Annotated in this window: 11 protein-coding genes; 1 reads left to right on the forward strand and 10 read right to left on the reverse strand. The window is 41.7% G+C overall.

Going from position 1 to position 12,614, the window contains the following annotated elements:
- Positions 1–6: 6 nt before the first annotated feature.
- On the reverse strand, positions 7–1,383 hold the full coding sequence (locus HBL79_RS06225) for a rhodanese-like domain-containing protein (protein WP_174758212.1): 1,377 nt from the start codon (positions 1,381–1,383) through the stop codon (positions 7–9).
- Positions 1,384–1,411: 28 nt separating this feature from the next.
- Entirely contained in the window at positions 1,412–2,428 is a 1,017-nt protein-coding gene (locus HBL79_RS06230) for a YeeE/YedE family protein (RefSeq protein WP_046097462.1), read from the reverse strand.
- A gap of 317 nt (positions 2,429–2,745) precedes the next feature.
- On the opposite strand from HBL79_RS06230, the gene purA reads away from it, so the two are divergent.
- Positions 2,746–4,044, forward strand: a complete 1,299-nt coding sequence (purA, locus tag HBL79_RS06235) for an adenylosuccinate synthase (RefSeq protein WP_046097461.1) — start codon at positions 2,746–2,748, stop codon at positions 4,042–4,044.
- Between the two features lie 64 nt (positions 4,045–4,108).
- On the opposite strand, the gene HBL79_RS06240 is transcribed toward purA, so the two are convergent.
- The 8 genes from HBL79_RS06240 to HBL79_RS06275 all read right to left on the reverse strand — a co-directional run bounded on the left by HBL79_RS06240 (position 4,109) and on the right by HBL79_RS06275 (position 12,522).
- Complete coding sequence (locus HBL79_RS06240; protein ID WP_046097460.1) at positions 4,109–4,846, reverse strand: carbohydrate-binding family 9-like protein; 738 nt, start codon at positions 4,844–4,846, stop codon at positions 4,109–4,111.
- 29 nt (positions 4,847–4,875) lie between these two features.
- Entirely contained in the window at positions 4,876–5,379 is a 504-nt protein-coding gene (locus HBL79_RS06245; RefSeq protein WP_017806050.1) for a YgjV family protein, read from the reverse strand.
- 380 nt (positions 5,380–5,759) lie between these two features.
- The gene (locus HBL79_RS06250; RefSeq protein WP_046097459.1) at positions 5,760–6,710 is read right to left on the reverse strand and encodes a tagatose 1,6-diphosphate aldolase; all 951 of its coding nucleotides are present in this window, start codon (positions 6,708–6,710) and stop codon (positions 5,760–5,762) included.
- A 33-nt stretch (positions 6,711–6,743) separates the two neighbouring features.
- Positions 6,744–7,904: an N-acetylglucosamine-6-phosphate deacetylase gene (nagA, locus tag HBL79_RS06255; RefSeq protein ID WP_046097458.1), complete on the reverse strand. Its 1,161-nt coding sequence runs from the start codon at positions 7,902–7,904 to the stop codon at positions 6,744–6,746.
- 12 nt (positions 7,905–7,916) lie between these two features.
- Positions 7,917–8,690, reverse strand: a complete 774-nt coding sequence (gene agaR / locus HBL79_RS06260) for a transcriptional repressor AgaR (protein ID WP_017806047.1) — start codon at positions 8,688–8,690, stop codon at positions 7,917–7,919.
- Between the two features lie 131 nt (positions 8,691–8,821).
- Positions 8,822–9,637 (reverse strand): carbohydrate-binding protein, encoded by an 816-nt coding sequence (locus tag HBL79_RS06265; protein ID WP_124994805.1) that lies wholly within the window; start codon positions 9,635–9,637, stop codon positions 8,822–8,824.
- A gap of 48 nt (positions 9,638–9,685) precedes the next feature.
- The gene (locus tag HBL79_RS06270) at positions 9,686–11,308 is read right to left on the reverse strand and encodes a sulfatase family protein (RefSeq protein ID WP_035686850.1); all 1,623 of its coding nucleotides are present in this window, start codon (positions 11,306–11,308) and stop codon (positions 9,686–9,688) included.
- Positions 11,309–11,325: 17 nt separating this feature from the next.
- A complete protein-coding gene (locus tag HBL79_RS06275) occupies positions 11,326–12,522 on the reverse strand; it encodes an anaerobic sulfatase maturase (protein ID WP_035686853.1) in 1,197 nt (398 codons plus the stop codon).
- Positions 12,523–12,614 lie beyond the last annotated feature (92 nt).

Consider the following 12,614-nt stretch of genomic DNA (forward strand, 5'->3'; position numbering starts at 1 on the left):
CTATCCTCAGCTCTTACAAGAATTTCCTTTTTTCATCACTTTGCCGAAATCGTTTTTGCTGTCGGGTTTGCTTTGTGGGTTTGGTGCACCTTTTTGAACGGGGTATTGGCTGTCCATTTGCCACGCATTCCAACCACCGTCGTAAATTACGGTGTCTTTCCAGCCCGCGAGTTGAGTGAGAAACCAAGGTACGCCTGCACGCCAACCAGTGCCACAATAAAAGGCTAATTTATCACCTTTGTGAATCCCTTGCGTTTGCCATAAGGCAAAAATCTCATTGGGGTTGCGTAAGGTGTTGTCGGGGTCGTAATAATCCGCCATATTGGAGGAATCCGTGCCAGCAAAGCCCCAGATTGCCCCTTGTGGCTCGCCTTTGCCGAGTATGTAATCGTAACCGCTGACTTTGCCCGTGTATTCGTCCCACGCTCGGTTGCTGATTAATTTTAATCCCGCTTTTTGTGCATTCATCGCTTGCTGAGGAGTCGCGATGTCAATTTGTGGGTTGGCTGGAATGGTTGTGCCAAAATCTTTCTCTGGCTGCGGAAGATTAATTTTGGTTTCCGTTGGCAAACCTGCGTCAAGCCAAGTGGCTAAATTTCCGTTGAGTACCCGCACATCTTCCACGCCTGCCCATTTTAATGCCCAGAAAATACGGTACGCCGCCAGTTGGTTATCGGAATATAAAATGACGGTTTTATCTTTGGTAATGCCATTGGCAAGTAAATTTTTTTCGATGACATCAGGGGCAGAGAGATTCCAAACAGGATCGTTTTCCACCCAGTCCGTATTAAAATGATACGCCCCCACAATGTGTTGCGTATAGGCTTTGGCGTGTTCCAAATCGCCCCAAGACACTTCAAATAACATCACTTTGTCATTATCTAGGGTTTCGGGCTTTTCCCCTTTGAGGGCGGCGTTCACCCATTGCGGGGAAACGCTATATTGAAAATTTGCAAAGGATTCTAGAGGATAACCCGCGTTTGCATAGCTCAGGAAATCATTGAAACGCGAAACCTTATAGCCTCTCGCGGCAAATTCTGCGGTAACGCAATCGAGGTTTTCAGGGTTGCTGTCGTAAAATACGAGATGTTTTTCTTTTGTAATACCTTTCCCCGTGGCGAAGCTGTCAAATTTTTCAGGCTGGATATGTTCTAGCCAATCACAGCTAAATTGTATCGCCCCTTTTATATGCCCGCCGCGTGTGGCGTTTTTCTCTTTAAATCCGTTGTAAAGACTGTCTTGCCTTGTGTCAATGATGACAAAATTGGGATCGTCAAGATGGTTGAGTAATTCGCGGGTTTCCATCAGCGTAACTTTGCGATCATTACAAGCCGACAACGCCAAGCTCACAGCGACCGCCAATAAGATTGGTTTCATTTTCATAGGATTTTCCTTATTCATTTTATATCGATTACACGCCACATTGCGTCGGTTTGATGAATGCGGCGGTAATCCAACAGCCGAGCATCATCATTAAGGTGGCAAGCCAGCCCTGCCAAGAGAAATACGCGGTGGACACTAACGCGTTGGTAATGGTGCAACCGCCCGCTAAGGCAGCTCCAATCCCCATTATTACGCCACCGAAAATGCGTTGTAAAATGCCTTTCGGTTCAGGCAATCGCCACTTGAGTTCGCCCGCTAATTTAGCACTGAGCAACGCACCAAGCGGAATACCTAACACAAAAAGCGTTCCCCAGTTTAGATAGCGTTGTTGCCCAGTTACGATATACTGAATGACATTCGCCGATGGCACAGCGATGCCAAAGCCAAAATTTCGCCCTGCGTCAGCACTCATCCACCACGCGATCACGCCTAAAATACCGATCGCTACAGCCGTTAAAAAAGGCGACCAAGTTCGGGCAAAAATTTTAGGGAAAATTATCGCGGGGCTAGGCGGTGTGGGGAAGCGATAACGGCGTGATCGCCATTCAACATAGCCTAAAAGTGCGGTGCTAAAAATCAGCAAAATCACGAAGTACCAAGGGGAAAGCTGAAAGGTGAGGTACATATTATCAAGGGAGAGCGGGTTTTCTAGCAGCCCATTGATTTGATATTTTAAAATACCTGATTGGGTCGCTGCCATTGTGAAGGCAAAGCTGAGCAATGCCAGATAGCCCCCAATCGCTCCCTCTCCAGTACGAAACCACGCACCACTACCGCAACAATTTGCAAGGCTCATTCCAATGCCAAACAGCAAACCACCTAACAGGGTCGCCAGCAAGGGAAGTTGGGAAGTAGGAATTTGGATAATGCCAAAATGCTCGAGGGTAAAAAATCCTACGGATTGAATACTAATGGCGATAAAAAGTGCGGTCAGAAAATGAAGACTTTTTTGCATATAAATGGAGCGAAAGCCCGACACAAAACAGAATTGCCCGCATTGCAACAAAAAGCCCAACAACAGACCAATCACGAAACCAGAATACATCGATTAAACCTTAATACGACTATTTCAAAATGTAGCGGGCATTAAATCACAGCTTGGGGCAAATTTCAATTTTTGCTTTCAAACTTTCGCGGAGAAAAACGCCTAGATTTTCTGACCGCACTTTTCAATACTGCTTTTTTCAATGATAAAAATCAAAAAGAAATGCCGATTTTGCATTGAAATTATACGCATAAAATAGTAAAGTAGCTCACTGTTTTTCATTCATTACACTTGTTTTATTTCAGCATAAGCCGCCACTATTCGGCAGGGCTATGTTGGGCTAAAACGATTGATATTACTCAGCTAAGGCGGAATCTATGGGAAAAAGTGTTGTTATCTTAGGGGCTCAATGGGGCGATGAGGGAAAAGGGAAAATCGTTGATTTACTTACCGATCGCGTAAAATATGTGGTGCGTTATCAAGGTGGGCATAACGCGGGGCATACGCTGATTATTAATGGCGAGAAAACGGTTTTGCGTTTAATTCCATCAGGCATTTTGCGTGAAAATGTAACCTGTTTGATCGGTAACGGCGTGGTGCTTGCCCCTGATGCCTTAATGCAAGAAATGGGCGAGCTTGAAGCCCGTGGCATTAATGTGCGTGAGCGTTTATTAATTTCTGAAGCCAGCCCGCTCATCTTGCCTTACCACGTTGCGATGGATAAAGCTCGTGAAGCCGCCTTAGGTAAAAAAGCCATTGGTACAACAGGGCGCGGTATTGGACCAGCCTATGAAGACAAAGTTGCCCGCCGTGGTTTGCGTGTTGGTGATTTATTCGACCTAGAAAGTTTCGCTGAAAAACTGAAAGCCATTTTGGATTACTACAATTTCCAATTAGTTCACTACTACAAGGTTGAGCCTGTAGATTATCAGAAAACCCTTGATGATGTGCTTGCCGTTGCACCGATTATCACGGGAATGGTGGCAGATGTTACCGCAATTCTTGATGTTGCTCGCAAAAATGGCGATAACATTCTGTTTGAAGGCGCACAAGGCACAATGCTTGACATTGACCAAGGTACATACCCTTATGTAACCAGCTCCAATACCACAGCGGGCGGGGTTTCTACAGGCTCAGGCTTTGGCCCGCGTCATATTGATTACGTTTTAGGCATTATTAAAGCTTACTGCACCCGCGTTGGCGGTGGGCCATTTGCCACTGAACTGTTTGATGAAGTGGGTGCTGAAATTGCACGCAAGGGCAATGAATTTGGGGCGGTAACAGGTCGTCCTCGCCGTTGCGGTTGGTTCGATGCGGTAGCTATGCGTCGTGCCATTCAAGTGAACTCCATTTCAGGTTTTTGTATGACAAAACTTGATGTATTAGACGGCTTTGACGAAATCAAAATTTGCGTAGGCTACAAAATGCCAAATGGTGAAATTGCTGAATTTGCTCCGCTTGCGGCAAAAGATTGGGAAGGCGTTGAGCCAATTTATGAAACCCTACCCAGCTGGAAAGAAAGCACATTCGGCGTAACCGATGTGAATAAACTGCCTGAAAATACGCGTAATTACATTAAACGCATTGAAGAAGTAACAGGCGTACCAGTAGATATTCTTTCAACGGGTCCAGACCGTGTTGAAACAATGATTTTACGCGATCCCTTTGCGGCGTAAGTCAAACATCAAAAAATAATAACCCCTGCATAGACAGGGGTTTCTTTTGGGCTTTCTTAAATCCTTACTTTTTCGGCTCTAACACAAATTCACCAAATGAAGAATTAATATGGAAATTCGGTTTTTCCGTTTTTGGATCAACCCAAGTGATCCAGTTCGTTTGTTCTTTGCCTTTTCCTTTAATAATCGAAAATTCTGCACGATAAGCCCCAGCACGGATTTTATTGCCTTGAATTAAGTTATGTTCTTTTAATTCACTAAGTGCAATTTTAGCTTCAAGGGTATAACCTTTTTCTGTGCGAACACCCACGGTTTCTAAGGTTTTTGGATCCCATTCGGCATTAATATTTTTTTCAACATCACGCAACATTGATAAGGTGCGACCTTTGTAATCCATTTCTAAGGCAACATATTTTGGATATTTTCCATCTGCTTGCGGTTTATCAATTTCCCCTGGTGCCATAAATAATTCTACACGGTCTTCACGTGCCACCATCCATTCGTGATCGGTGGTGTCATAAATTAAAACATTCGGATCTTCTACATCAAAAGAGAAATAAAAATATTGATCATCGTGAAACGCCTTAAATTCTGTTTTGGGCATTTGTGCTTGTTCCCAAGGGTTCACAAAATCCGTAACGCCTTGCACTTTTGCCCAAACAGCCTCGTCAAGTTTTCCATCTAAAACAGGCACTTGTGACTCAAAAGCGACTTTATAACTTTTAGCGGGATTGTCCGCCGCCAAGGCGTGAAACGAAAGTGCGGTGGTAAAAAGTGAAGCAATCAGTAATTTTTTCATCATTTTTTCTCCTATTTTGATATAAAAACCAGTTAGCGATGCTTTTGCCGCATTAGGCGAATAATGGTAATGGTATTAACAAACATCACTGTACTTTCTAGCAATACTCCACCGAGCGATCCCACTAGAATATTATTCGTGAGCCAGCAGGCAGAGCCGACCAGCATAAATAATCGCATTGGAATGCCTTTCAATAAAAATAAAGAAATTGTCCCAATGGTCGAGGCAATGATAGGAAACACCTGCCACACGGAATCCGCAATCACATAACCAAAAATAATCCCCACAATCACAAAGCCTAAGGCGATATACTTCGAGGAAATATAAATCGAAGTTGCCGTTCTCAACGTCGAAAGCAACGAACTCAACGCTGCCACTTTGGCATCAAGCAAAATAAAATGGCTCATATAGGTGATATTTTGAATCAACATCACGATTTTTAATTTCCGATCATTCCGCTGATAAAAACAAATCACGCCTAAAATAAACGCCAAAATGCCAAGGAATTGTGGAAAAGTGATAAATTTATCTAACATAGAAATTTTATAATCATTTAAGTTAAAAATAAGATGGTACAGCAAGCCGTAAATAATGCACAGATTGCCTTATTCTTCTTTCTCATACTGTCTAATACAGAAGAAAAATCCGCTTCGCTATCATACGCAAAAAAAAATAACATTTTACAATAAGCGGCAATTTGTCATTTTATCTGTAAATTACCACTTTCTTACACCTTATTTCCTTAAAGAAAACACATGTCAAATGTAAACTAGAATAGAAAGCTCGTCTATAAACAATGTTTGATTTTGTGATCTTGATCTAAAATTTAGAAACGGTGTTTTGATTTTGTAGAATAAAAGAAAAAGTGCGGTCTTTTTTCACCGCACTTTTTAAGTTAGCTAAAACAATCTGGGCTTTATAATACTAAAGGCTGTGCGGTTTCTTTTAACACGGCATTTAATGCTTCAATATTGGCTTTGCCTTCGTTGAGTAACCATTGTTTTGCCGCTTCTGCACCTTCTGCTTTAAAGATTTCCGCAGCACCTGCCCAAGTAGCACGTCCGCATAATACGCCGTTGAAATCACAACCTGCATCTTTGGCAAAACGTAGCGTGTCTAAGAATAATTGTGTGCTCACACCTGCACTTAAGAAGATAAATGGAATTTCGGTGGCATCGCTTTGTTCTTTGAAGTACGCTTTCGCTTGAGCTTGGCTATATACCGCATCTTGCTCTGCGAAACCTTCGACAAATTTCATATCTACTGGCACTTCCACTTTTAGCACATCAACACCAAAACGTGGCTCAGAGAATAATTTCATTGCTTCGATCACTTTACGCGGTTTGATTTTCGAATATTCTTTTGGATCAGAAATATTCGCATCATAGCTCACAAGCTCTAGGAAGAATGGCATTTCTTCCGCTTTACATTCTGAAGCCACGCGTTCTACAAAGGCTTCTTTGCGATCATTGACTTCTTTGCCTTCGTCAATATCGATATAAAGCAATAATTTGATGCCGTCTGCACCTTTGGCTTTTAAGCGTTGCACGGAAACATCGTCAATTAAATCTGGATAGCGACCCGGTTGGGTTTTGTCATAACCTGTTTTTTCATAAGCCATTAATAAACCTGCGTTGGAAGCACGTTTTTCAGCCGCTTTCCAGCCCACTTCTGGGTCAAGCAAAATAGATGAGGCATAAGGGGTTAAGTATTCAGACACCAATACTTTAAACTCAGCAAGTTGCTCATTCGTTACGTCTTCGCCCAACATACGGCGTAATGCACCACGTTGGTCAATGGCAAGTGCTGCGATTAGATCGTCTTGGCTACATAATTTTTTTAAACGTTCAGTTCTTAACTTTGACATTGTTTTCTCTCCATCTTTGTAAATATAAAAATCTTAAAATTTTTCACCGCACTTATAAACTTGTTCGCCTTGAATATAAGTGGCTTGAACTTGTAATTCTTTGTTTAATAAGGTGAAATTTGCTTCTTTGCCGACAGCAATATCACCAATGCGATCTGCCACACCTAAATAAGTGGCGGGAATGGTGGTAACCATTTGAATGGCTTCCCATACAGGCACATCAGCTTTAAATACCATATTGCGTAAGGCTTGATCGAGGCTGCAAGTGCTACCTGCGAGCGATCCGTCAAAGGTTCTCGCTTGACCGTTTTCTACCCGTACGGTTTGCACGCCTAATGTGTACTCGCCATCAGGTAAGCCACCTGCACGCATACAATCTGTGATCAGCACCATTCTGCGGTAGGTTTTTAATTTATAAGCTAAATTTAATACGGCTGGGTGAACGTGAATGCCGTCTGCAATAATTTCCGCCAGCATATCGTGATACAACACTGCCCCCGTACAACTCGGCTCACGGTGATGCAAAGCACTCATTCCGTTGAATAAATGTACACCGCAATCTGCCCCTAAATAATAAGCTTTGGTTACCTGCTCAAAGATGGCATTAGTATGAGCTACAGACACCTTTACGCCATTTTCCACCAACCATTTAATAGCAGGTTCGGCATTTTCAATTTCAGGTGCAATGGCAACCCGTAATAAAGTGCGGTCGGAAATTTGCAATAATTCTTCTAGCTGTGGAATCGTTGGTGGCATTAAATATTCGGTTGGGTGCGAGCCACGATGGCGTTCGGTAAAATAAGGCCCTTCCATAAAGCTACCTAATAATTCCGCTCCTTTTTGTTTGCCTTGTTGAATGTAATCTTTCATTCGTTGCATTGAGGAAAGAATATTCGCCCAAGGGGCTGAAACAGTCGTTCCTACCCACGCAGTAACGCCTGTTTGTGGTAATGCTTGTGCAATGGTCGCCAGTGCGGTGTCGTTTTCGTCCATCACATCGGCACCTGCACGGCCGTGAATATGCACATCAATGAACCCCGCAGAAAGATAGCTGTCAGGATAATAATGTACATCGCAATCAGTGGGCTTTTCTACTTGGATACGTTCGATTTTACCTTGATTTATCACCACATATTTATTCAGTAACTCCCCTGATGACGTCATCACTTTTTCAGGTTTAATGGCATAACGCATTGTTTTTTCCTCTTAATCTACAATAATCACTTCAATATTATTTTCCTGAAGTGCGGTCAAATATTCAGGAGAAATGCCAGAATCGGTAATTAATACATCAATATCGGCAAATTTGCGGATAACGTGGCAACTTTTTTTACCAAATTTACTGGAATCCGTTACCGCAATCACTTGATTAGAAATCTCACACATAATGCGGTTGAGATTCGCCTCTTGCTCATTATGCGTAGTAATACCTGCTTGAATATCAAATCCATCAACGCCCAAAAATACTTTGCTGAAGCAGTAATTTGCTAAACTCGCATCTGCTTGTGGGCCAGAGAAAGACATCGCATTTTTGCGTAATTTCCCGCCTGTCATTAGCACATCGGTATTGTCAGAGTCGGACAGTTCATAAGCGACATCAAGGCTGTTTGTCATCACTACAATATTTTTGAGAGGTGATTTTTTGAGTGCAGATGCAATTTCTTTGGTGGTCGTGCCTGAGTCTAAAATAATAATATCGTTGTCGTGGATCAGTTTTAAGGCGGCCTCAGCAATTTTGCTTTTTTCACCAGAATAGCGGTTGCGTTTCTCAGAATTACTGAGTTCGGCGATCATTCCTTTGTTGGGAATAGCCCCGCCATGTGATCGTATGATATAACCATTCTTTTCAAGAAAATTAAGATCTTGGCGAATGGTAACCGTTGAAACAGAAAATGCCTCCGCCAAATCTTCTACTCGTGCCGAAGAATTCTTATTGACGATCGCGACAATCTCCATTCGTCTTTCAATTGCACTTTTCATCTTTTTCCCTTTGACCGGTTTTATATTGTATCAATTATAGCCTTAAACAAAGACAAATGAAAGAAAACGAAATGATATATTACAAAAATAGGAATATAATATGTTAGAAGCCTCCTCCTACTTTCATTTTCTTATTTCTCGCTATGCTGTATTCTAATATTCTGCCCTAATACCTCAATTTGCGTTAGAGCAGTAAAAGGGGATTTGTCTTCACCTTTTATAAAATTAGTCAGCAAAATAAAATCACTTTGTCGTTGCTTGAAAGAAAATGTCTGGGGTTGTCCTGTTCGGCTTAAATGCAAGATTTCTTCGCTACCATCAGAAAAATGTACACTCAAACTTTCCCACCACGCATCGTGAGGAAAATCCGCTCTTAACATCAAAATCAAGCCGTCAATTTCTACTGTTCGTCCAAAATCGATTTTTAATTGTGCATTAGGGGATTGGGCGTTGCTCCAAGAGGTAAAAGGATAAGAACCGTGTGCATTACTATCAAAAATGCCATCAATCACATTATAAGGGGCAAAGCGAATATTGCTTGGCACAATATTACTGCTAATTTGTGGATACACACCTTTTTGCTGAGGTTGGCAATAAGGGTTAAACGCTAGATTGCCATATTGGTTAATTTCATACTCTCTCGCACTGCGAACCCAGAGGAAATGCAGCCCGCCTTGGAATGCTTTATCACTATTGTATAAACGTTTTTGATCACCAAACGGAATTTGAAACTCGAAAAGTTTTTCCGTTACATAAACAAGGCAACTTTCTAAGCTATCCTCTAAACGTAACTTTAAATAACAAGGGGGATTATCTACCTCAATGCGGATCACATCGCCTGCTTGATATTCACCTTTATAAGTGAGCATTAAAAAGTCAAAAGCACTTTTGCAAATTTTGATGTTGCTATTTTGATCTAAAACACTGAGCGTAATTTTTGTCATCATTCTTCCCTCAAAAAAATCAGCCACCATAACAGTGGCTGATTCATCAGATTATTTTGCTTTTGCTGAAGCCTCAATAGCTTGGAATTCTTCAGGATTCCACGCCATTGGTTTTGGTTGTGTGCTGATCCAGTCGTAAAATGCTTTTTGCAATTCTTTTACTTTTTCTGGATATTTATCTGCCACATCTTGGCTCTCTGCTGGGTCAACTTTGTCGTGATAAAGATGAAGTTTGTTACTTCCATCATTGTAGAAATATAACGCCCAATCTTGATCGCGAATTGCCCACGAGCTTTTTGAGAGTTTCTCTAAGTTTGGATTTTTCGGTGCATCATTAGTGTTATAGGTGATATATTTCCAATAATCCGCCCAGAATTTTTGGTTATCCTCACTATAATGTTTCGCACCTGGCCCCGCCCAATAGAGATATTTATGCGGTGAAACTTTTTCTTTGCCTTCTAACACTGGCAAAATATCACGTCCGTCCAGTTTTAAAGAAGCTGGCACTTTAATATTCGCAGCTTTCAGTGCTGTTGGCAGAATATCTACCGCAGAAATTAAGCTGTTATTTTTGGTATCCGCTGGAATGTGTCCCGGCCAAGAAACGATGAATGGCACTCGCACACCACCGTTATACATTTGTCCTTTAAAGCCACGATCCATTCCATTTAATGGCATTGGCGCTTCGTGAACCGAACCATTGTCGGATAAGAAGAAAATAATGGTGTTATCTAATTTGCCGTCAGCTTTTAATTTGTCGATGATTTTACCAATGCCCTCATCAGCCGCATTGATCGCCGCAAAATATTTATCGGCCTCCACATTCCCTGTATTGAAACGATCCATATATTTGGCAGGTGATGCTTCTTCCAATGGAATGTGTGGTACGCTATAAGCGAGATTTAAGAAAAACGGTTTATCGCCTGTTTTATCAATAAATTGCAGTGCTTCATTGGTTAAATTATGGGTTAAATAGCCCGGTGCTTCAATCGGTTTGTCGTTACGCCATAGTGCTGGGGAATTCCACAATGCCGCCCCTGATACAAAGTAGCTGTAAGAATAATCAAAACCGCGATCGGTTGGGAAATAACCTTTATCTGGCACAGATGAGAAGTTATCGTGGTAATCACGGGTTTTTACATCATCAGGCTTAGTGATACGTCCAATTTTTCTGTCTTTATTCACTCGAGCATTATGGTATTTACCAATATTCGCCGTGGCATAGCCATTTTCTTGGAATAACGCTGGCAACAGTTTCACATCAAGTGGAATACCGTTGAAAGAATCATCATTACTATAAATACCAAATGACGCTGGATAACGTCCTGTCAAAATCCCTGCACGAGATGGGCCACAAACAGGGTGAGCAACGAACGCATTGGTCATTTTTACCCCAGTTGCGGCTAATTTAGACACATTCGGCATTGCACGCTGTGCAGCGTCAATCATTTTATCTAAATCACCTTGATAACGAGCAGCAACAGGGCGTTTGCTTAATTCGTTCTTGTCTAAGCTGTCAATGGCGAAATCAAGCTGGCCTGTGCCTAAATCGTCCATTACAATAACCAGCACATTCGGTTTTTGAGGATCTTGGCTGTGTGCGTAAACAGGCTGAGCCGCAGCACCAACAACCAATGCGGATAATAAACACTGACTAAGTAACGAGCGTTTCATTATGATCTCCTTTGATTTTAGTTGATTATTTTCATAATATCTTCAGCCAACCCGCCACGCTGAATAATTTCCCGCATACGGTGCATCAAAGGTGCGGTTTGACGAAAGAAGAGTTGGTAAGAAGGACAAAGATAATTTTGTTTAAATTTTTCCCCTTTCAAATTCACAATACGATGCTTCGGACACCCGCCTTGACAAATCATTCTCACATCACATTTTTCGCAGGCTTTAGTGAGCGTTTCTTTTTTCGCTTTACCAAATTTTTGTTGCTTGGTTGAAAGTGCAATTTGATTGAGAGGCTGTTTATTCACATTACCTAAACGATAATCAGGATAAACATAGTGATCGCAAGAATAAACATCTCCATTGGCTTCTACGATCATTGCGGTGCCACAAGTTTCCGTATGAATACAGCTGGTGGAAGGATAGCCCAACCATTGCCCAAGTAAGTTATCAAATTCACGCACGAAAATACGCCCCACATCTTGTCGAACCCATTCGGTAAACACGTCTAATAGGAAATGCCCGTAGCCATCGGCTGGTACAGAAAAGGGAGCCATTCGATAATTTTTTCCAGGACTATAATCACAGCGTTGTAAGGAATAATTCGCCACTTCAACAATAGGAATAAACTGCATAAAAGTCGAGCCTAACTCTTTCAACGCTTGGTAAGTTTCCCGTCCTTTATCCCAGTTTTTATCATTAATTACAGTGAGCGTATTAAAATCCACTTCATATTCTTTTAATAGATCAATGGCTTTTTTCACCCGTTCAAATGTGGGCTGCCCATTGACAGAAATACGATAGCGGTCGTGAACCTCACTTAAACCATCCACAGAAATCCCAATCAGAAAATTATTTTCTTTGAAAAATTCTGCCCATTGACGATTAATCGCAATGCCATTGGTTTGAAAACCATTGGTAATCGTTTTGCCGTTAGCAAATTCTTGCTGAAATTGCACCGCTCTTTTAAAAAAATCCAAACCGAGTAAGGTGGGCTCACCGCCTTGCCACGCGAAATCAACGTGATCGCCTGCGTGGGATTCAATGTAGTTTTTGGTATATTGACGTAAAGTATCGTCAGACATTAGGCGAACGTTATGTGTTAGGACTTGCTCTTTTTCTAAATAAAAACAGTATTCACATTTGATATTGCAATGGAAGCTACTTGGTTTTGCCATCATATGAAAATAAGCGGGTTGAGATTGACACATAAACAACTCCTAATGTGAAAGAAATGTTAGGTTAGGGAAACGATAATTCAATTTAACTAAAATTATCTGATAAGAGGGAAATTTCCTTTTCC

The organism is Avibacterium paragallinarum, from assembly GCF_011765605.1.
In the GTDB taxonomy this organism is placed as follows: domain Bacteria; phylum Pseudomonadota; class Gammaproteobacteria; order Enterobacterales; family Pasteurellaceae; genus Avibacterium; species Avibacterium paragallinarum.